The sequence below is a fragment of the Mesorhizobium sp. C399B genome (assembly GCF_030323185.1).
Classification (GTDB): domain Bacteria; phylum Pseudomonadota; class Alphaproteobacteria; order Rhizobiales; family Rhizobiaceae; genus Mesorhizobium.
In genome coordinates this window covers 4,690,798-4,712,010 of sequence record NZ_CP100472.1, presented here as the reverse complement: position 1 = coordinate 4,712,010, position 21,213 = coordinate 4,690,798, and the positions used below count along the sequence as shown (strand labels likewise).

Annotated in this window: 18 protein-coding genes and 1 pseudogene; 6 read left to right on the top strand and 13 right to left on the bottom strand. The window is 61.5% G+C overall.

Annotation, left to right across the window (positions count from 1 at the left end):
- Positions 1–26 precede the first annotated feature (26 nt).
- On the top strand, positions 27–929 hold the full coding sequence (locus NLY36_RS22400) for a dihydrodipicolinate synthase family protein (RefSeq protein ID WP_023735784.1): 903 nt from the start codon (positions 27–29) through the stop codon (positions 927–929).
- Positions 930–1,182: 253 nt separating this feature from the next.
- On the opposite strand, the gene NLY36_RS22395 is transcribed toward NLY36_RS22400, so the two are convergent.
- Both NLY36_RS22395 and NLY36_RS22390 read right to left on the bottom strand, forming a co-directional pair.
- Entirely contained in the window at positions 1,183–1,323 is a 141-nt protein-coding gene (locus NLY36_RS22395) for a hypothetical protein (RefSeq protein ID WP_023689392.1), read from the bottom strand.
- Positions 1,324–1,326: 3 nt separating this feature from the next.
- A complete protein-coding gene (locus NLY36_RS22390) occupies positions 1,327–1,707 on the bottom strand; it encodes an ATP-dependent DNA ligase (protein ID WP_023689393.1) in 381 nt (126 codons plus the stop codon).
- A gap of 391 nt (positions 1,708–2,098) precedes the next feature.
- On the opposite strand from NLY36_RS22390, the gene NLY36_RS22385 reads away from it, so the two are divergent.
- From NLY36_RS22385 to NLY36_RS22375, 3 genes are all read left to right on the top strand, one after another.
- Positions 2,099–2,557, top strand: a complete 459-nt coding sequence (locus NLY36_RS22385) for a (2Fe-2S)-binding protein (RefSeq protein WP_023689394.1) — start codon at positions 2,099–2,101, stop codon at positions 2,555–2,557.
- Between the two features lie 3 nt (positions 2,558–2,560).
- On the top strand, positions 2,561–4,771 hold the full coding sequence (locus NLY36_RS22380) for a xanthine dehydrogenase family protein molybdopterin-binding subunit (protein WP_023735786.1): 2,211 nt from the start codon (positions 2,561–2,563) through the stop codon (positions 4,769–4,771).
- Between the two features lie 1,140 nt (positions 4,772–5,911).
- The gene (locus tag NLY36_RS22375) at positions 5,912–7,975 is read left to right on the top strand and encodes a carbamoyltransferase family protein (RefSeq protein ID WP_023735787.1); all 2,064 of its coding nucleotides are present in this window, start codon (positions 5,912–5,914) and stop codon (positions 7,973–7,975) included.
- Positions 7,976–8,156: 181 nt separating this feature from the next.
- On the opposite strand, the pseudogene NLY36_RS22370 reads toward NLY36_RS22375, so the two are convergent.
- The 3 genes and pseudogenes from NLY36_RS22370 to NLY36_RS22360 all read right to left on the bottom strand — a co-directional run.
- Positions 8,157–8,824, bottom strand: a pseudogene (locus NLY36_RS22370) (transposase); the annotation flags it as partial.
- 816 nt (positions 8,825–9,640) lie between these two features.
- Positions 9,641–10,279, bottom strand: coding sequence for an FMN-binding negative transcriptional regulator (locus NLY36_RS22365; RefSeq protein WP_023729033.1), 639 nt, complete (start codon positions 10,277–10,279; stop codon positions 9,641–9,643).
- A 48-nt stretch (positions 10,280–10,327) separates the two neighbouring features.
- On the bottom strand, positions 10,328–10,972 hold the full coding sequence (locus tag NLY36_RS22360) for a helix-turn-helix domain-containing protein (protein ID WP_023735791.1): 645 nt from the start codon (positions 10,970–10,972) through the stop codon (positions 10,328–10,330).
- 89 nt (positions 10,973–11,061) lie between these two features.
- Between NLY36_RS22360 and NLY36_RS22355 the strand changes: the two genes are divergently transcribed.
- Together NLY36_RS22355 and NLY36_RS22350 are read left to right on the top strand one after the other, a co-directional pair.
- Positions 11,062–12,207, top strand: coding sequence for a trans-sulfuration enzyme family protein (locus NLY36_RS22355; protein ID WP_023735792.1), 1,146 nt, complete (start codon positions 11,062–11,064; stop codon positions 12,205–12,207).
- Between the two features lie 549 nt (positions 12,208–12,756).
- Entirely contained in the window at positions 12,757–14,403 is a 1,647-nt protein-coding gene (locus NLY36_RS22350; protein WP_023735793.1) for an MFS transporter, read from the top strand.
- Positions 14,404–14,562: 159 nt separating this feature from the next.
- Here NLY36_RS22350 and rlxS read toward each other — a convergent pair whose 3' ends face one another.
- The 8 genes from rlxS to NLY36_RS22310 all read right to left on the bottom strand — a co-directional run bounded on the left by rlxS (position 14,563) and on the right by NLY36_RS22310 (position 20,807).
- Positions 14,563–16,533, bottom strand: coding sequence for a relaxase/mobilization nuclease RlxS (gene rlxS, locus NLY36_RS22345; RefSeq protein WP_023735794.1), 1,971 nt, complete (start codon positions 16,531–16,533; stop codon positions 14,563–14,565).
- 185 nt (positions 16,534–16,718) lie between these two features.
- Positions 16,719–17,225: a lytic transglycosylase domain-containing protein gene (locus NLY36_RS22340; RefSeq protein WP_502882021.1), complete on the bottom strand. Its 507-nt coding sequence runs from the start codon at positions 17,223–17,225 to the stop codon at positions 16,719–16,721.
- A gap of 167 nt (positions 17,226–17,392) precedes the next feature.
- Positions 17,393–17,941, bottom strand: coding sequence for a S26 family signal peptidase (locus NLY36_RS22335; protein ID WP_023735796.1), 549 nt, complete (start codon positions 17,939–17,941; stop codon positions 17,393–17,395).
- Positions 17,938–18,207, bottom strand: a complete 270-nt coding sequence (locus NLY36_RS22330; RefSeq protein ID WP_023735797.1) for a helix-turn-helix transcriptional regulator — start codon at positions 18,205–18,207, stop codon at positions 17,938–17,940. The genes NLY36_RS22335 and NLY36_RS22330 overlap by 4 nt, the downstream gene beginning before the upstream one ends.
- Before the next feature lie 169 nt (positions 18,208–18,376).
- The gene (locus NLY36_RS22325; protein WP_023735798.1) at positions 18,377–18,700 is read right to left on the bottom strand and encodes a DUF736 domain-containing protein; all 324 of its coding nucleotides are present in this window, start codon (positions 18,698–18,700) and stop codon (positions 18,377–18,379) included.
- Between the two features lie 654 nt (positions 18,701–19,354).
- Positions 19,355–19,570 carry a hypothetical protein gene (locus NLY36_RS22320; protein ID WP_198020838.1) on the bottom strand — a complete coding sequence of 72 codons (216 nt, stop codon included), beginning with the start codon at positions 19,568–19,570 and terminating at the stop codon, positions 19,355–19,357.
- Between the two features lie 83 nt (positions 19,571–19,653).
- Positions 19,654–19,848: a hypothetical protein gene (locus tag NLY36_RS22315; RefSeq protein WP_023735800.1), complete on the bottom strand. Its 195-nt coding sequence runs from the start codon at positions 19,846–19,848 to the stop codon at positions 19,654–19,656.
- A complete protein-coding gene (locus NLY36_RS22310) occupies positions 19,845–20,807 on the bottom strand; it encodes an ArdC family protein (RefSeq protein WP_023735801.1) in 963 nt (320 codons plus the stop codon). Before NLY36_RS22310 ends, NLY36_RS22315 begins: the two co-directional genes overlap by 4 nt.
- Between the last annotated feature and the right edge of the window lie 406 nt (positions 20,808–21,213).

The following is a 21,213-nucleotide window of genomic DNA, read 5'->3' as shown; positions in this document are numbered from 1 at the left end:
CTCACACATAGATCTGGAGCCTTGCCATGGCATTCCTGAGCGGTCTTTCCGCGTTCCCCATCACCCCGACCAATCGTGACGGCCGCGTCGATAGCGTTGCCCTGCGCAGGCTGATTGCTCGGCTTGGCATTGCTCAGGTCGATTCCATCGGTCTTCTCGGCAGCACCGGCACATACATCTATCTGTCGCGCGAGCAACGGCGGCGGGCGCTCTCCGAGACCTTGGATCAAACGGCGGGGCAAATGCCGGTCGTGGTGGGTGTGGGCGCGCTGCGCACCGATGAAGCCGTGGGGCTCGCGCAAGACGCCAAGGCCCTTGGAGCAGCTGCGGGTTTGCTTGCCGCCGCCTCCTACACCCCGCTTACTGATGACGAGGTGTTCGAACATTTCTCCACTGTGGCGCGCGAAAGTGGCCTGCCGATCGTCGTCTACGACAATCCAGGAACGACGCATTTCCATTTCAGTCCACCCCTTGTCAGCCGCCTGGCAAAGGTGGCTGGGATTGTCGCCATCAAGAATCCGACAGACAAAAGCGATGCGATCAAGAACCACCTGACCGCCCAGAGGCGCACACTGCCGGAAGGGTTCTCGATTGGCTACAGCGGCGACTGGAACGCCGCCGAGGCCATGATCGCCGGCGCCGACACATGGTACAGCGTCCTTGCGGGCATCCTGCCCGAGGTCTGCATGACGATCGTCACAGCGGCGCAACAGGGCGATGCGGCCGAAGCGCGACGGATCAATGCCGCGCTGGTCCCGATCTGGAGCCTCTTCAAGGAGTTCTCGAGCCTTCGCGTCGTCCATGCACTCGCTGAATTGCTCGACGTTTGCAGTGCCGAACCCCCGCGTCCCATCCTGCCTCTGCCCCCAGCAGCGAAGCGCCAGATCGCCGCCGCGTTGAAAGGTTTGCCATCGGATGCCAGCCGGTGAACAGCAAACCCCGTTCGGCAAGTGAAAGGAAGTGCATGTATTTACCCGCTCATTTCGAGAATTGATCGAAAACAACGCACTCGGCGTGCTGATAGCCATGGCTGGAGCGGTCTCGACGCCAATCACACCCCTTCGAACTCGACAATCGACTGCGGAGGTACAGACTGCGCAGGGCACTCCGCCCATGCCGCACCGTTCGCCTTCAAATTAGGAATCGGTGGTTTGTCCATTTGAATGGCATCGAGCCGGCGCTTTACTCCGGCCCGGTGCGCGCATTGAAGCCGGTGCCAATGCCGCCGGCGAACACCAGATTTCCGTCCTCGACATTCGCCAGAGCACGCTTCCCGACCGCCGTAACTGTTGCCGGGTTCGCAGCCGATGACGATGAACTCATCACTCAGCACGCATTTTGTCTCACCCATTCTTGGCGCCGGCCGGATCGATATGGACTGACACGCAGCTTGGAGACGATGCCGTCGAGGCCGAACTGGCAGACTTGCGCGAGAATGTCGCTGCCGCCGCTGATCTCGTCGCTCAGAACGATGCCGTTTGGGCGGCGTCTCAGCAGGTTAACTAGCGCTTTGCGCCGATCGACGAGTGGCCGATCGCGAAGACCCTCGCCGTCGATCTTGAGCAGGTCGAAGCCGGCAAGCATGGTCCTGACGTCTCCCGCCGCGGCCAAGAACCCGCTGAAGACTGGGAATGCGCGACAAGCCTTCTGGTCAACGACGAACGCCTCACCGTCTATTATCGCGTCCGAGGCGCCGAGCTCGGCCACCGCCCGGGACGATAGTCGGAAACCTGAGGGTCCAGTCGTGGAGGTTGCGGGTCGAGGTAGGCCCCCATCGATAGTCGTCCCATTTCATTTCGTGTAGCCAATCAGGGCCCTGCCGGACGCGGCCGACCAGCGGTCGATGTTCGCGACGACCCGAATGTCCAGTCTCGTGTAACTCAGCCTAAAGCGGCCTGTCCGCCCAAAAAATGACATTCAGTTGCCTCCAGCCTTTCGACACGACCCACTTCACGATCTCGTAACTCGCCAACCTAGCGGCTTGTTGCTTGAGCTGCGCGTTCCTAGGGTGTGGTCGCTAGGCCTCAGCAACAAGAGCTGGTTGCCAGGCGGGCGGAGGCTCAACGAGATAGCCAGCTCAGGACAAGGAGAGCAAGCAATGGTCGCTTTTACCCTCAATGGCGAGGCGCGAACACTCGACGTCGATCCAGAGATGCCGCTGCTCTGGGCGGTCCGTGACGTCATCGGACTCACGGGAACGAAATTCGGTTGCGGGCTTGCCCAGTGCGGCGCTTGCACGGTTCACGTTAACGGCATGCCGACGCGCTCGTGCCAGACCGCAGTCGGCGACATCGAAGGAGCCTCGATCACCACCATTGAGGGTGTGTCGGGCAAGATAGGCGAAACGGTCCAGGCCGTGTGGGCCGAGTTCGACGTACCTCAATGCGGCTATTGCCAGTCTGGCCAGATCATGTCGGCCGTGGCCCTCCTTACAGAAACGCCTAAGCCGACGGACGATGATATTGATTCGGCGATGAGCGGCAATCTCTGCCGCTGCGCCACCTATCATCGCATCCGCGCGGCCATCCACGAGACCGCCAACCGGCTGGAGACTTGAGGCATGTCGCAGTTTCTCTCGAAGCATAACTCCGTGCGGCCCACGCGCCGCCGGTTCCTCGTCGGCGCGGGCGTCACCACCGCTGGCCTCGCCGTGGGCTACCGGCTAGTGCTGGCGGCGTCCGACATCGCACAAACGACTACTGCAAAGGTTCAGGCGAACCCCTTCCAGACCTATGTCGAGATCACAAAGGAGAACCGGATCATCATCTACTCCTCGCAGTTCGAGATGGGACAAGGCTCCTATTTCGGCATCGCCACCCTGGTTATGGAAGAGCTCGACGGCGACTGGGCGCAGGTGGACGTGGTCGGCGGATATGGCAATACCGCGCTCTACGGCAATGTCGCCTGGGGCGGGGCCGCACAGGTAACTGGTGGCTCCACGTCGATGAGTTCGTCGTGGGAACGCTACCGCAAGGCGGGTGCTGCCGCACGGGCCTTGCTGGTGGCGGCCGCGGCGCAGCGGTGGGATGTGCCAGCCGGCGAGATCAAAGTCGCTTCCGGGGTCGTGTCGCACGCCTCAGGGATGCAGGCGCGCTACGGTGACCTGGCTGAAGCCGCAGCGGGAATGCCGGTTCCCGACGACGTGCCGCTAAAGCCGCGCGACAAGTGGGCCCAGATCGGATCGGACAGCCTCAAGCGCTACGATTCCGCCGGCAAGACCAACGGCGCGCAGACCTACACGATCGACCTCATGATGGAGGGACTCCAGACGGCCGTTATGATCCATCCGCCGAAGTTCGGCGCCGAGATCGAGAGCTTCGACGCAACCAAGGCCAAGGCACTCGACGGCATTGTCGATGTCGTCCAGACGCCGCGAGGCATTGCCGTGGTTGGCAGGGACACCTGGACGGCGCTGAAGGGCCGCGACCTCGTGGAGGTGACCTGGAACGAGGAGAAGGCCGAAGAGCGCGGCACGGCCGAGATCATGGCCGAATACAACAAGGCAGCAGACGATCTGGGCGCGGCCACCGCGCGCGACGACGGTAACACTCCCGCAGCGTTCGCCAGTGCTGAGAAAATCATCGAGGGGCACTACGAATTCCCCTATCTTGTCCATGCTTCGATCGAGCCACTCAACGCGGCCGCCCGAATCAACGAAGACGGCACCATCGACGTCTGGGGCGGACACCAGATGCCCGACCTTTATCAGGCGGCTGCCGCTCAGGTAGGCGGCACCACGCCGGACAAGGTGAGGCTGCACGTGATGAAGACCGGCGGCAGTTTCGGCCGCCGCGCGGTCTTGGATGCAGATGTCATCATCGAAGCTGTTTCCACAGCGCGTGCACTGGGACGCGGCAAGCCAGTGAAGGTGCAGTGGACCCGCGAGAATGACATGCGGGGTGGGCGGTACCGGCCGGCCTATGTGCACGCAGTCAAGGCGGGGCTCGACAAGAAAGGCAATGTCGTCGCTCTCCATGACCACATCGTGGGCCAATCGGTCTTGGGCGGTTCGACCTCTGCGGCGATGATCAAGAACGGCATCGATCCAACCTCCGTAGAGGGCGCCACCAACCTGCCCTATGCGATCCCGAACCTGAAGGTCGAGCTGACCACCACGGACGTGAACATCCCGGTGCTGTGGTGGCGTTCGGTAGGCTCCACCCACACCGCTTACGCGGTGGAAACCCTGATCGATGAGCTCGCCGCCGCTGCGAACCGTGATCCGGTCGACTTCCGCTTGTCAATGCTCGGTCACCATCCACGGCATGCCGCCGTGCTTAAAGTGGCTGCTGAGAAGGCAGGCTGGGACAAGCCTCTGCCGGAAGGCCGTTTCCGCGGCGTGGCCCTGCATGAAAGCCTCTCGACCTATGTCGCCGATGTGGTGGAGATCACCCTCAACGATGAAAATGGTTTCAAGGTCGACCGCGTCGTCTGCGCGGTAGATTGCGGCACCGCGATAAATCCTGACCAGGCTCGCGCTCAGATGGAGGGCGGTATCGGATTCGGGCTAGGCGCGATCCTCCAGGAGGAGCTGACCCTGAAGGGCGGTGTCGTAGACCAAGAGAACTACGATACCTATACACCGCTCAGGATCGAGCAGATGCCGCGAGTCGAGGTGCACATTGTGCCGTCCGAGGAGCCGCCCACGGGAGTTGGTGAGCCAGGTGTGCCGCCGATCGGCCCGGCCGTCGCCAACGCGCTACGGGCGGCGACGGGCAAGACTATCCGCAAGCTGCCGATTATAAAGAACATGTCAGGAATGACACCATGAAACAGCCGCGATGAAGATCGCGCCGTTTTCGAACGCCTCCTGACAGGCGCTCATTTCCATGGGTCAAATTCCGGCGGCTGCCCGCTCCAATAGCCGGTTTGGAGACGGCACCCCGTGTTCTGAACGACCACAGACGGGCCTTGGCGCCGGTTCCACTGAAGAACCGCTTTCGAGACGCAAATGCGTCCACTCCATTGAAGAGCACAACCGTATAGCACCAGGAAGGCTAGCTACCTCCATCGCTTCGGAGACCCAGGAACCCTCAGAAAACCGAACCTCCCGAGCTCAGAGGCGCTCGTGATCACAATCGCGCTGGTGCGTGGATCATTGTTCAAGGGTTTGCCGATAGGCAGGCGAGATGGCCGATCGACATGATCTTCGCCCGATGCCCTACAAACACAATGCCAGCCGCTGTCACGGAGTCGCGAAGACGAAGGCAATGAGGGTCGACGCCGATACTCGTCGTTTGGTTGACAGAGCGCTTGGAATGCCATGCGCTTCACATCGGAGTAGCCATCCGGGAAGCCTGAAGCGCTTTGAAAACGCATGTGCTGCGGCTGTTATTCATAGCGTGGATGACTTTGATCAAAACAATCGATTTCATCACTCTTCCGGAATCGTGCATGGACAAAAAAGAGCCTCACGCACCAATCACACGCTGCTCTATCGCGTGACGAAAGCTGCCTTAGGAACAATCCAAAGGAGAAAATCTTCGATGCGCCCTGACGTGCAGTGGAGGTCGTGCCGAGAAAGTGAGTTGCAACTGGCCGACAATGTCGGGCGGTGCGACCATGGTCGCTTCGGAGAATGAAATCGGGCCAGTTCACGGGGGCGGTACTGTTATTCGTCGACGGCCGCCCTTCCCAAGACAGGCGGCATCGCAAGTTGGTTCTGCCGATGAAAACAACATCGCCGGATACATGTCAGCAGCCGCTCAGGATTGGATGATCCAGCCAAGCTCTCGGCGTGATGGCACCGTAGGCGTCACAGTCGAAGCATCTCATTGATCGTTTATGAGGCTTTCTTCGATGCCGCTGATGCCTGACGGGCGGTCGCAGCTGCAGGCGACAACACGGCCTATTTAGTTGGAAACAGTCGAGGTAAGCCAATTTGGCTTCCCGTTACTATCTGGAGAAAGAAATGCTGTGCCTAGGAATCAGCGGCGGACTTGACCAAGTCCATGAAAACCGATTCGAGCGTCCGAACGCCTTTATGCACGATGGCGCCGCGGTGCTCGTCCGAGACGGAAAGGTGATAGCCGCCGTAGAAGAGGAACGCCTCAATCGAATCAAGCACTCGAACAAGCTGCCAAGTGGTTCGATTCAATACTGTCTCTCGACGGCCGGGGTTCAGCTCAGCGACATCGATCGTGTCGCGGTCTACGCCAGCGAGCCCTATGCCAACGCCATGCTTGAAGGTATGTCCGCTTCCCAACCGGACATTCTCTCCACTCCGTTGGATGCTAAAATGTTGGTGCAGAACCTGTTAGCGCGTGAGTTCGGCACTAAGTTGGACAGTTCGCGTATTTCATTCGTAGGTCATCATCAGGCGCACGCCGTGAGCGCCTTTGCAATGTCGGGCTTCGAACAAAGTCTCATTCTAGCGATTGATGGCTGTGGTGATTTCCTGTCGGGCCTTGTGGCGATAGGGTCTGGCACAGAAATTACGCAAATCGAGGCTTTCCCGGAGGACAATTCTCTTGGGCTGTTTTATCTCGAGACGATCCGCTGTCTCGGCTACGGCATGTTCGACGAGTATAAGGTAATGGGACTCGCGCCCTATGGCGACCCCGCTCCCTATCGCGAGCTCTTCGAGCAGTTCTACGAGCTCTCCGCCAACGGTGGCTACCGTGTTCACCTCGACCGCATCGGTCCGGCGTTGCTCCGCAACATCGAGATCAGGCGAAAGGGAATGCCTTTCACCCAGCAGCATCGAGATGTGAGTGCGTCACTGCAGGAAGCGCTTGAGCGGATCGTGTTCCACATTCTCCGGCACCACCGTGAGGCCACCGGCATGAAGCGGTTGTGTCTGGCGGGAGGGGTAGCCCACAACTGCACGATGAACGGCAAGCTGCTGTATTCAGGGCTTTTCGAAGACATCTTCGTGCAACCCGCGTCTCACGACGCTGGCTGCGCATTGGGAGCTGCGCTGATAGTCTCTAACGAGATGGGCCGCCCCGCGCCGCGTGAGCGACTGCAGGAGGTCTATTGGGGTCCTGATCTCGGGAGCGACCGCGCCGTGGAACAGGAACTGAATGCATGGTCCGGACATCTCGAGGTTGAGCGCTCTTATGACGTAGCGAGCAGTGCAGCCCACTGGATCACCAACGGCGCCGTGATCGGCTGGGTGCAGGGTCGTTCGGAGTTTGGGCCACGTGCGCTGGGCAACCGCAGCATTCTTGCCGACCCTCGGCCCGCTGCAAACAAGGACCGGATCAATGCCATGGTCAAGAAGCGCGAAGGCTATAGGCCTTTCGCACCATCTGTGCTGGAAGAGGATGCGAGCGAATTTTTCGACCTCCCGGACGGTAAACACGAATTTCCATTCATGAATTTCGTCGTTCGCGTGCGTGACTCAAAGCGCGCCTTGTTGGGTGCCATTACGCACGTCGACGGTACGGCTCGGCTGCAAACAGTATCGCGCGATGCCAACCCCGCTTACTGGGAGGTCATCAATGCGTTCAAGAAGCGGACAGGCACTCCAATTCTGCTCAATACGTCCTTTAACAACAATGCTGAACCGATCGTGGATACGGTTGCAGACGCGATTGCCACATTTTTGACGACAGAGCTGGATGGACTTGTGGTCGGGCCCTTCCTGGTAAAAAAACGGGCTGCAACGCTGCAGGATTGGACTGCGCTTTCGATTTCATTGCCTCCCTCAGTCTCCCTCCATCAAACCCGTGCTTACACAGCGCGAGATCATCAGGAGACTGTCTGCGAGATTATTCCGAACCACTCCAGCATTGACAGTGTGCGAATTTCAAACGACCTGTTTAATCTGCTGATGCGGATTGAGGGCGAAGCCGTGTTAAGCGATCACCTCAATATAATTGCGCCGGATCAGGCTGAGCATGAAGCTCTGATGGAGGACCTGCGAAGACTGTGGGAGCAGCGCCTGGTTCGGCTGCATCCCTCACAAGCTGCTCGGATGGATCATGGGTCCGAGCAAACGCCGGACCAGCCTAATAGGCTATCAATGTGATAGAGATGCCGCTCAAGCTCGGCCTCAATAGTGTTCATCGACCCCGCCTGCGAGCTCACCGCTGTGATTAGGGGGGTCGAGGTCGCCCTGGTCAGTATCCTTAGGAATGCTGAATGGGTCGTGTGCTTGCTGTGAGTTTTCGGGAGGTTGTCCATTCAGACCGAACCGGGGAGACTGGGTTGGAAAGGCGGGTCTGGCCTCGATATTGACCGGACTTCTGTGTCGAGAGGTCCAGCCCGCAGAACTTTAAAAACTGGCGATGATGACCTAAGCGGCGAGGATCGCCGACTTCGGCAATGACGGTCAATGCCTTGATCGGTCCGATGCCCGGGATTTGTCGCAGGAGCTGATAATCCTGGCTGTGCCGCAGCAGATCGTCGGCCTGTGCTTCGATCTCATTGCGTTGCCGGATCAGGCTGCGTGCTTCGTCAATGACCATCCGGAACATGCGAACGGCAGGCGCATCAAGTGGCAGCGGCAATCCGATCGATGGGCGCGCCGTCTCGAACATCCATCAGAATCTCGTCTTGCTGACCTTGCGGCCGACGACATCCCAAGCTGCTGCCACAAACTCCTCCTTCGTCAGCGCCGTGATGCTTGCTGGGGTCGAAAAGGCATCGAGGAAGGCAAAGAACCGATCGCTGCGGCTGTTCCCCCGGAAGCGATCGATCTCGGGAAAATACAGCGGCAGGTAGTTGTCAGGATGCGGTGCTGGATCTCGGTCTAGGCCCTGGCGATCGCTTCATGTGTCTTCGACAGTTCCTGCACGTCGTTGATGCCGGCTCGCAGCGGATCATGGTAGACCTGCGTCGCCTGGATCCTGAGCATGTGTAGGATCACCTGGGCATCGATCTTCTTGCCGAATATGACGCCGAAGGCGTTAAGAAGCCCAGGCATCTGTTCTCGATTTTGCCTACTAGGCTGACGAGAAGGTCGCGTGCCGACAGCAGCACCCGCACGACACAGGTGCCGTGGCTCTTGGTGCGAACCTGCTTAAACCATCCGGCCGTCCGATCTGGCAAGGCCCGCCGCTCGTGGGGGCCCGATTTGTCCGGCATCATCGAGAGGGCGGCGCTTGACACGATCGGAAGTCCGCGCTTCGTTAACTCGTTCCAGAGCCAGACCGCAAGCGGTCACGGCTCCATGCCGATCCGCTCCGTCTCCGCAGTTCCACAGTCCCGCCCGCATCTCCCGGTCGGGCCCGGGTAGCCATTGCGCTGCAAGGCGGGTCTGATCGCTACGGCGGCGCCCGCCACCATCTCCATCATCGGTTCGGCGACATAGCCAATCATCTCCCGTAAGAGAAGTGCTTTCAGGCAAGTTCCGCAGGTTCAAGGAGATCGTTGACGGCGCCGCCACTTGGGAGCTGCGTCGAGTGCATGGTCGAGCTTGCCGCCCAAGGTACGTGGCTTCGAAACGCGTGGAATGCGCCTCATTCAAGACCGGTAGCGGATGGTCGCCGACATACAACGGGGCGCAGGCGACTGAAACGAACCCGTCGGCCGCTACGGAGCAATCCTGCCGCCTGACCAGGCGCGTGGGAAAGTATCACAACGGTGACCACAGCGTCGCTTGAGGCCGTCAAAAGCTATTGCCGTGCGTCAAGGCGGGCTAGGTGACCCGTCGGAAGCCGGCACCAGCGGCTTTGTCGGGACAAGACACATGCTATTGGGATTTGGCCGCCGCAGCCGCGAGCATCGCTTCTCCCATCGCAATGGCCCCTTGGGCACGCAGCATTTCACCAGGGTTCTGAATGTCGCGCACCTCTTTGTTCTGGCTGAGTTTTGATTTTCCAACCAGGCCGGTGATCTCGATCTCCAGGGCGACGATTGCCTTGACCATCGTGTCGATGAAGTCCCTCGGCGCGTCGCCCATCTTCCATGGGACCGGCTGGGAGGTTTCTTGCATATGAGTGAGCTTCGCCACGTTGCGGCGCACATACCGCTCATCATCCCGGACAGTGATGCGTCCGTGGGCATGGACGACGAGATAGTTCCACGTCGGCACCTGCTTGTGGAATTCATGCTTGCTTGGATACCAGTTCGGCGAGATGTAAGCGTCGGCCGCACGGAAGATTACGAGAACCTCATCGCCATTGGCGACTTCCTCCCAGACTGGATTCTTGCGGGCAACATGGCAATTGAGGACGCCCTTGTCTCCCTTCGAGCGGTCGAGCTCAAAGGGGACGTGGTTCGCGTCGAGGATGCCTTTGCTGTGGGTGACCAGGATACCGAGCGGGTGTCTCTCGATAAGCTCGAACAGGGCGTTCTGATCGGGGACGGCAAAATGTGGCGGAACGTACAACGCTAAATCTCCTGTCGTGAATGGCGGCTGTTAGTGATCGGCGAAATCTTACGGAACGGGCCCCTGAATCTTCGCTGCCGTCGACGAGTGCCCCGGATCTCGATGTCCACTACGCTCAAGCACCGCCATCGTGAAGTGGGCGGGCACATCAGATGCCGCCGCATATGAGTGCGGTTGGTCAGTGACAAGCCGCGCACTCTCGCCTTCGCTTAATATTACCACATGGGCACCTACCACAACGCTCAGGGCACCCTGACTGACCGAGATCAGCTCGCGCGTATCCGGACTATGAGCGTCCGCGGAAAACACGTCGCCCGGCATAATGACCCAGCTCCACAATTCGAACATCGTGCGCCCCGAGGTCGATGAATGAAGTTGTGCAAAGCTTCCCTTGGCGCTTGTCCAAAGTGTCCTTGTCTCTGTCCGCTCAATAGGAAGGCGAACTGTGGAAGCCTCGTCATTCAGCAAATCGGCCACGGAGAGCGAAAACGCCGCCGCCAGTCGGCAAAGTATGCCGATACTAGGGTTCGCCTTGCCTTGCTCCAGCGAGACGACGGTTCCTTTGGACAAGCCGCTCAGTTTTGCCAGTCGATCCAGGGTCAGATTTTGGTCGCGCCTCAAGTCTCGGATTCGAACCGCTATAGCTTTGCCAAGCACCTGCTCGGAACCCATCGCTGTCGTAACATCGGTCATTATATTGACTTAGGACCTCGGCTCACCTATTGTGGTCAGTATAATGACCAGGCCGAAATTGCAACTGCCCGTTAGGAAGGAAATGACCGATGCGTTTTGAGACGAAGGCGATCCACTGCGGCCGAGGGGTCGACGAGTCCACGGGGGCCGTATCCATGCCGCTGCACACCAGCACGACGTTCGAACGCGGTGTCAACGGGTCGTTTCCGTCCGGCTTCGAATACACAAGGGATGGAAATCCTACACGCAATGCGTTCGAGGCGGCCATGGCGATGCTTGAGGGAGGGGAAGACGGCATCGCCTTCGCTTCGGGCATGGCCGCAATCGCTGCAGTTTTCGAGAGCCATCCGTCGGCGGGTCGGATCGTTCTGCCGGATGACATGTATTTCGGCATTCGTTCGCTGATCGAAGAGACCGACATTGGGTCTCGCTTCGACTTTGCCCCAGTCGACATGCGCGATTTGGACGCTTTGCGCGCCGCGGTGACATCGAAGCGGACTGGCCTCGTCTGGATCGAGACGCCGTCAAACCCGATGATCCGCGTTGTCGACATTGCGGCCATCTGCGCAATCGCGCACGAGGCCGGTGCCTTGGCGGTGGTGGACAACACCTGGGCCACCCCAGTGCTTCAACTGCCACTCGAAATCGGGGCAGACGCGGTAATGCACTCGGCGACAAAGTACATTGGCGGCCACTCGGATTTGATGGCCGGAGTAGTCATTGTCCCAAACGCGTCACCCCTCGGTCGCCCATTGCGGATGGTCCAGAAACACAAGGGCAGCGTTGCAGCGCCCTTCGACTGTTGGCTGGCGTTGCGGGGCCTGCAGACATTGCCGGTCCGCATGCGCGCCCATTGCGAAGGCGCCCAGAAAGTGGCCGAGGCCCTGGCGTCTCATCCGCGCGTCGAAAAAGTGCTCTTTCCTGGTCTGCAAACTGATCCGGGACACGATCTTGCTACGCGGCAAATGAGCCATTACGGAGCGATGCTATCCTTTATCGTCGAGGGCGGAGCCGATGCTGCAATGGCCGTGGCCGGCCGCCTGAAGATTGTTGTCCGGGCGACAAGCCTTGGCGGGACGCATTCTCTGATAGAGCATCGCGCATCCGTTGAAGGTGCGAAGTCCAAAGCGCCAGGCGGATTGCTGCGAATTTCTGTAGGGCTTGAACATCCTCAGGACATTATCGATGACCTGATGCAGGCCCTAGGCGAAACCTGCAAAGCGGGAGTCCAATGACGCGTGCAAGAACTCTGGCGCCGCTTTATGTGGCTGCTGGCGCAGCCGACGATCGGCAGAACAATGTTCCTGCTGAGCAGAACGCACGTCCTCTGGTGAACCGCTATCGCCGTGTCGCATCGTCTCGGGCGCGTGGTCGCATGGGTGATGAACGTCTTCGGGTTTCTGGACGATGGCCACGCGCTCGACCGGAAGCGGAAATACCCAGATTTGCCGTTGACCTACTGCTGCTCGACCTCGTCGGAGATCGCGTTCAACAGATGGGATGGATGTGCTGGCACTACGGCAGTTTGACAAGCCGGCCATCGGGGCGCTAGCACCGTCCAAAGCCAAGAGTCGCAGGGCAGAACCGACCGCACCAAGCGGGCTGCGGGACTCATCAGCTAACGGCCAGGTTGGTACCTCAACGCGCATCAGCACCGTGGATGCGACATTGTCCTTGTTGCGAGCGCGATCTCGGAACTTCGTTGTGACGCAGTCTGTGCAGAGAGCGCACCGCTGGTAAGCAAAATGAGCGGAAGAACGACACCCAGTGGAGGTGAAGAAGTGATGCGGCGTCAAGATCCTCCGCGCTTTGCGGCAAACACACTGATCCCTCTTCACAACCCGGTCTTTCGTTCTATCTGGACAGCCACGCAGATATCCAGCCTTGGCTGGCTGGTGCAGAGCGTGGCTATAAGCTGGCTCATGGCCACGATTTCAGCCTCCGATCTGATGGTTGCGCTCGTACAGGCTGCATCGACACTGCCCGCGTTCTTCTTGTCGATCCTTGCTGGAGCCATTGCAGACAGCTTCAGCCGCCGTGGCGTGATGCTTGCCGGACACTGCCTGATCGCACTGGCATCCACGGCGCTGGCACTCTCTGTGGGACTGGGCTTTGCTAGTCCATGGCTAATCCTGGGACTGAGTTTCTTGGCCGGATGCGGCTTTGCCTTGAACGATCCAGCCTGGCACGCCTCGGTCGGCGATATCCTGGAAAAGCGCGACATACCCGCTGCAGTGACGCTGATGTCGGTGGGGTACAACGTGGTTCGCAGCATAGGACCGGCGCTGGGCGGTGTAATCTTAGCTTTGCTGGGCCCCCTTACGGCTTTCGCCCTCGCTGCGCTAAGTGACCTGGTCCCGTTGAGCGCTGTTCTGCGCTCACAATGGCAAGTTCGCTCTTCGCCTCTTCCGCGCGAGCGGATGACTACGGCCATTCATGATGGCATGCGATTCACGGCGATATCCTCAGAGATCAGAGTGGCGATCGTGCGTGCAACCCTGTTCGGGCTATCAAGCATCTCGATCCTTGCTTTGCTCCCCCTCCTGGTTCGCGACCAGCTGGCGGGAGGGCCAATTGTGTACGGCGTGCTATTGGCCGGCTTCGGCACAGGCGCCTTCATCGCCGGCATTGGCAGCAGCTACTTGAGACGCATCACGTCCCAGAACCGATTGATCACGCTCGCATCCGTTGCTTGCGCAACGTGCTGCCTTTTGATGGCCCTCACATCGTCGGTGGCTGTGGCGGCGATCGCGCTTGCAATCGGTGGCGCTGGCTGGGTTGTCACCTGGACCGGAACCGACGTGTGTGTGCAGTTGGCAAGCCCAAGGTGGGTCGTTGGTCGCACCCTGTCCATCTATTACGCCCTGACCTACGGCGGCATGGCAGCGGGTAGCTGGATCTGGGGTGCTGTCGCGCAGTACTATTCGCTGACGTGGGCTTTGGAAGGTGCTGCAGCGGCACTGTTGCTGGTCGCGGCTGTGGGAAAGCTATTGCCGGTGCGGCTATGGGAGGAATCGGATCAAGCGGCCGTCGACTTCAGGCCACCAGAACTGGCCCTCCCTTTGAAGCCCAGGAGCGGTCCGATCGTGATCAAGATGGAGTACTCGATACTCGAGGAGAGTATCGATGAATTTCTGAGCTGCATGCGCGAAAGGCGGCGCGTTCAGAGCCGCGCCGGTGCGCGGGACTGGACCCTCCAGCGCGACCTTCAGAAGTCGACGCTTTGGACCGAGACATTCCGCACGCCGACATGGACGGACTATCTTCGTCTAAACCATCGGCTAACGGTGAATGACAGGGAGGTAGGCGAGCGCCTTGCCGCTCTGCACATGGGTGATTCTCCGCCTCGCATCTCACTTTCCATCGAGCGGTCGACAAGCCCCGCCTCCGACAGCCAAGTCCAGCCTGTGCCTTTTGTATCGCGCCCGTGAGAAAACCAAGGCTTGTCTGGGCTTGGACACGGAACGAGCTAGTCCTTAATGCAGAACACTGACTCTCCGCCAAATGAATGCTGCGAGCAAGCAGCAGGCGGAGGAACTCCGTCTGGGCTGAGTATGTGTTTCAACGCGGACAAATAAATTGTAGCCAGTTCACGAAACGCCGGGCCCGCTCCTCTGGCGTCCGATCGTCCAGGAAATCCCCTCGGCGCGCACCACGCCAGACACCTCCTTACCGATATGATGCTCAAGCACCGGCCGCCAAGGCACCAGCGTGAACTCGCGCGATTTCTCGATGACACCGTATTTTCCGCCGGCGAGCTCGACGCAGCGGCGCAGCGTTCCGTCTATTCGATTGCCATGCTGCGCTTCAGAATACGAGAGCCCGAGTTCGTCCGAGAGCTGACTGGCAACACGGTTCAGCTCTCGTTGGCGCAGCATTGAAAGCATGTTGGCGCGATAGATGACCCGATCCTGCGCATCATGGGCAAGACCTTGCGCGATCAGCCACTGCTGTCGGCGGGCCTGGACCTGACGTACTTCGCGACCGAAGCCAGAGTCGCGCAAGGACTCAGGGTGGGCTGATACCAGCTCCTGGTCGATCCAGGTGGCGCCGTCGAAGCCTACTTGGCTCTCCAGCGGCATTGATGAGAGCTTGTCAACGACAACAGGCTGGGCCCTCGCTCGCTGACGCTCGTAATCCGCGACGCGGTTGAGATGGTCGGGCGCGACTGTCCATGTGCCGTCCGGCTCGCGCTCGACGCCACCGGTCGCACGGCGGATCGCCTCCAGTCGCCGCACGTGCGTTTCGGCAAAGCGTTCGGTGGCCGAGTGGTCATGCTTGAGATGTATATCGATGCTGTAGCGCCCGTCGTTGACCGTGGCGATGCCGGCAATTGTGCGGTCGACTTTTCTTGGCCCGGTGTCCCTCGGCCTGACCCGCACTATGCAGCCCTCTGGTGTCGGTTGGGCGGCCTCGCCTTTGCCGATATCAAAATAGTGGCTTTTGCCGTCCACGCCGTCGACGACGAGGTAATGGCGGTCAGTCATTTCGTCGGCCAGCCCGCGCCCGACGACACGTCCGACCACGGTTTGAGCCGACCCGTCGCATCGATCGTGGATAAGATGGTCGGCGGCACTGCGGACGAGCCCCTTGCCGGTCAGCTCGCGATGGATGGTCTTGACGATGTCGCCGCGCGCGCCGATGCGGCGTAGCGTGGCTTCGAGCTCATCCTCCAGGCGCCAGCGACCGGCAGGCATCTCCTCGGCGAGGCCCATCCGCTCGAGCTTGCGCAGGCGGCCCTGGTGCAGCGTCTGGCGAAAGGTGTCTCGGCTGGCCAGTGAGACACACCCCTCATCGTCGCGCATGCGCATCAGCTGCCGGTCGATGCTGGTGAAGCGTTCCTGCTCCATCTCCTGGCGCAAGCGCTGCTCGATCTCGCGGTCGGTGCGCGGGCCAAGGTCGAGGCTAACCAGTTCGGCTGCGCGCTCGCGCAAGCCAGAGGAGATGTAGTCCCGCGCTATGACGAGGTTTTCGCCGTGATTGTCCCTGCCGCGCACGATGATGTGGGTGTGGGGATGGCCGGTGTTGAAATGGTCGACGGCCACCCAGTCTAGCCTGGTGCCGAGGTCTTCTTCCATTTGCGCCATGAGGCGACGGGTGAGCGGCTTCAGGTCATCATACTCGATACCGTCTTCAGGGGCGACGATGAAGCGGAACTGATGACGGTCACCGTTCGCGCGATCGAGAAAGGCCCTGCCGTCCGCGCGGTCATTGTCGGCAGCGTAGAGCTCGCCACGCTCGCCTTCCCGGGTGACGCCGTCGCGCTGGAGGTAGCGGAGGTGCGCACGAGCCCCGTCGACTCCCTTGCCGGCCAGCTTGACGATGCGTGCCTTGACGACTGCGCGCCGCTGCCGAAACGCCGCGTGGCGGTCGCGCGCTCTAAGAACGGCGGCAGCGGCCCCGCCGCGCCCCACCCGGCTTCCGATGAAGCGGCTGCCACGTCCGCTCCTGCCGCCTGCTCGGTTGACCGCGGCCTGCACCTGGCCAGCGTAGCGTTTGCCCGCCTTCGAGCCGCGCGAGCCAATTTTGCCGAGCTTCGGCGTGAATTCGTTATCCTGCATGCGGCCTCCGATGAACCAGCAGCAAAATCAGAAGCTTGCCCGCCACACCCTCCTGGACTCGGAGGCAACCTCCGGGGAAAACGATGTGCAGACAGACACTTCGCCGCCTCCAGGAGGCGCTGCCTTTATCTTGCCTTCCGCCGACCTGCCTCCCTGCCCCGCCCGAACCACGGTAGCCGCTGCCCTCACCTGCGATCCGGCCGGCCTGACCTTGCTCGCTCCGATCCGAGCGGCACCAGGAGTTGGCCATTCGGGCCGGTCACGGAAACACCGTTTCGGAGAAAAAACAGCGACTGCCCGGACGGGATTCCCGGCGCGCTTTTGGAACGGGATTTGCCGGTGAGCGCGTCCATATCGGCGGCCGAAATGCCCGCCGCCTTGATCTCTTCCAGATACGAAACCGTCTCGCTGGGCAGCGGTCGCCCGCGCTGCAAATGCTGCTCGTAGCGCTTCGGCCCGGCGTTATAGGCTGCAAACAGGCCTGGAAATCCGAAGCGGTCATACATGGCGCGCAGATAGGCAGTGCCTGCCAGAATGTTGTCGCGAGGGTCGTGCGGGACGGCTCCCAGGCCAAGCTCTGCGCGCAACTCCTCGTAGGTGGCTGGCATCACCTGCATGAGGCCAATGGCGCCGGCGCTCGACGTGACCGGCCGCCCATTGAGCGTCGTCTGCCCCCGGCTTTCGGCATCCATGACGGCATAAATCCAGGTCTGTGGAATGCTGAAACGCCGGCTTGCTTCGGCTACGAAGGGCTGCCATCTTGCAAGCTGCGGACTATGGGAGATGACGACCGGCTTCGTGTTGGTCGCGGCGGAACAGGAGCATGGTGCGAGACACGCCATGCTCAGCATAAGGAGGGTCACTCGGTCCATAGCGGCACGAGCCTCCCGATGATGTTTTCGGCCGGCACCGGCCCGAAATAGCGGCTGTCGAACGAACGATCTTTATCGCTGCCGAGCAGGAAAACCTCGGCGGCGGCGAGTTTTCGGCATGCATTCCACCAAGGCAGCGGACGGTGCTGCGTGTCGGTTGCAAGCCGGCGCGCGGCTATCTCGCCGCCGATGATGATGGCGTCGCCGAAGGTGCAGACATGCTCGCCGGGCAGCGCCGCAAGGCGCTTGATCAGCGGCACGTTGCTGGGCAGATAGAAGCGTTCGGCGGCGAGATCGGCGACCGGTCTTGGTGGGCGGACGAGTACGAGATCACCACGAGCGGGCGATCCGGATGCGACGCGATAGAGGCCGACCGGCGCACTCGCCGAGGCGTTCCAGACCAGCCAGGGCGATGGTTTGCCGAAGGCGGCGAAGCCGATCAGGCCAAGGCCGATTGTGGCAACGACGATCGTCTTGCGGGCTCGAATGCGCCGCAGATGGCTGCCGATCAGACGGATGGTGGGACGCCGGCTCATGAGCGGCCTCCCTCACCGGCCGAGCCGGATTCGTGCGCGCCATCCTCGGGCGCGGTCTCCTGCGCGTGCCCCTTCGACCAGTCGTCGAGTTCGTCGATGTGATAGCGGACATAGCGGCCGTGCTTGCGGAATTGTGGGCCACCGCCTTTGAGGCGCATCTTCTCCAGCGTGCGCTGGGACAGCCCGATATAGAAGGCCGCCTGCGCGGTGTTGAGAAACGGACTGCCCTTCTTGGCGCGGGCTGCGCGTTCGTTTTCGTCGTCCATGATGATCCTCGGTTCGTTACGGGCAAGCGAGGCGAGGATCGGCGAGCGAGATCGTTTTGGGGACGGGCGAAGAGTGGGGGGCGAGTTTTCGCCGCCCCTTCGGCGGCCTCACGGGTCCTGAGAGAGGCCCTGCGCCGGTGGGCGGCGCAGGGCTTTGCGGGTCGGCCGGTCAGTCGACCGGGTTCCAGATGATGGCGTAAGTGTCGTCGTCATCCTGGCCGGCGGCGCGGCCCAGATTGGCGTAGAGCTTGCGCGGGCCAAACTCGGGGGCCGCAATCGACAGGCTCACATAGTCCTTGCCGGAGGTCTCGCCGGTGCGGATCCAGGCCGCACCCACTTCGACCCCTTGCGTCAGCACCCGGTAGTCCGGATGGGTGTCGGCGCTCTTTGCCTGATTGGGCACGATGTCGATGTCGGCGCGGACGCTGAGCGTCTTGAGCTGGCCCTTGTAGCCGCCGTTTTCCTGTTTGGTCACGTATCCGATTGCGGTCATTTTCAGTCTCCTCTTGGTGCTCGCAGGGGACCATTCCCCTGCGATGGCGGACCGTGATGGGCGCGTCCGGACCGCCGGAACCGGCACGGCCGCAGCGCCAGCGGAGGACCCGAGCGGGGAGTTTTTTTGAAGCGAAGCGGCGCGAGGAAGCCGCCGCAGGCGGCGGGGAAAAAAGCTGCCGGCGAGGGTTTCGAGCGGGCCGGATCCGCCCATAGGTCGTCAAGCCAGGCGCAGGGGAATGGTCCCTGAGACACAATGGAGACAGGTTGCGCGATCGGGAGCACAATAAGCAGGCGGCAATATGCGGGGGGCCGGCGGCGCGGGCTCTCTCGGCAATCGGATTGGCAATTGGACCCACGCGCCTAGCGCCTCAGCAAGCAATCCGGGGCGGTGCGGGGCTGCCGAAATGGGGGCGAATTGGCGTTGGAATTTATCGCACGCGGCACTGGCTCGGCAAGACGATCAATCGGAGCCGGCGCGGCCCGGAGCGGCGCGCGCGTCCTTAGCGGCAGTACTCGAGAAAACGCCGCTCGGGCCCTGATCGACTATTCGCCACGAACAGCGACTGCTTCCTTGCGCACAGATCGGCGAATAGGAAGGCCTCGCGGCTGGGCAGCTTTCGGCCGGGAATTTGATCCAGCGTGCAGCCAGGCCTCAACTTGAGGCGGCGGCCATTCTCGCCACCAGGAAGCCGCGGACCTCCCAGGCGAAACTGCTGTCCGCGCCATGCTTGCCGCCGATCTCGGCGAGCATCGAAACGGCGATTTCCTTGTCGCGCAAGCGATCGAAACGCCATTGTCCGGTTGCCGCCATATGCCGACGACGCGCACGATATTGTCGTCGCCAAGCGCCCACCTTGCGCGCGAACATGCCGGCGGCAGCAAGGGGTCGCGATTGCCGCCGGCCACCACCGGGCAGGCCAACAGCTTGTGCCGCATTTGCCGAATGCGGCGTCAGGCTTGCAGCCGGCAAGGCTGGCAGTCACTGTCTCGTTGGCTGCGCGCTGCGACCCGGGGCGCACCTTGGCGATGCAGATCGGCATAGTTCTGCATCGGGGCGGGTGAGTCCCGGGCGCCGTCGGGAATGGGCATCTCCTCGCTATCCGGCGTCGGCTCGGTCGTGGCCAGTTGAGCATCGGGCATCGTCATGCCGCAGTCCCTTCTTGCGCCTCGCCTTCCGCATCGGCCTGAAGGCCAAGCAGGAAATCGGCGGCCTTCGAGGCGAGGCTGGCGGCACGGAAAATGGCGCGGTTGTCCTCGCGCAGCACCTTCAGCCATGAGCCGATGTAATCGGCGTGACGCACGGTCGGCTCGATGCCGAGATTGCTGCAGACGAAGGCGGCAGTGATTTCGGCGACCAATTCTTCACGCGCGTAAGCCTTGGAGCCGAAGGAGCCGGAGAGGTCGCGACCAAGCCGCGTCGGGTGGCCGGTCCAGTGGCCAAGCTCGTGAAAGCAGGTCCGGTAATAGTCGATCTGCTGATGGAACGCCGGCTGCGGCGGCACCTGAATGTGGTCGCTGCCCGGCATGTAGAAAGCGCGATCGCCGCCGACCCTGAAATCCGCACCACTGGCGCGAATCAGCGTTTCGGCCTGCGGCACGATCTCGCACTGAGGCAGCGGCTCGGCGGGGGCATGGAGGTGTTCCGGAAGATTGTCGCACTGCGCGACATTAAAGACGGTAAAGCGCTTCAGAAAAGGCACGGCCTGTGGTGCATCGCCCTCGTGGCGTGCGCGCTCCTTCTCGTCCTTGGGGACAAAGCGGTCGGCATGCACGATGGTCGTGCCGCGCTCGCCTTTCCTGACATTGCCGCCCAGGGCAAGCGCCTGCCGGAAGGTCAGCCAATTCTGGCTGGGATAGCTGCGCTCGATGACGGCGCCCCACAGGATGAGGATATTGATGCCGGAATAGCTGCGCCCCGTGGACGCATTCCTCGGCAGGCCGAGGCCTGCTTTTGCGCTGCCCCATGGCTTGACCCATGGCACGGTACCGCGCTCCAGCTCGGCAATGATGCGGTCGGTGATCTCCTGATAGAGGCTGGCGCCCGGGCGCCTGCCCTTGCCTGCGCCAGCCTCTCCGCTGGTGGTACGCTTGCTGTTTGCACGCATGTGTTATCCTCCGCTCACCAATCGCCGCGCCTTTCCCCGGAAGCGGGGTGGGCGGCGAGTCGCGACCGGAAGGGCCCGCCCAGTAGGCGGACCGCATCCGAAGGACCGTAACGAAGAGGAGGACCCTGAGCGGCACGCGAAGGGTTGCGGGCTGCCGCAGCGGGTCTAGAAGGGAGTGCCGCCCGCCCCGCGCCACCGGGAAAGGCCAACAGACAAACCGCGCCGCCCGCAAGGGCGGCGGCCGTCACAGCCCGAAGGGCTGCCCACGCCAAGGGGCGAAGCCGAATGGCCGAGACCGCCTGAGCTTGCCGAAGAAAAGCGGGCTCGGTTCACGAGCACCTGGTGCGCGTCGTCAGGCGCGCGGGCGCGCGCCAAGTTTTTTCGCACATGGTCAGGCGGCGCAGTT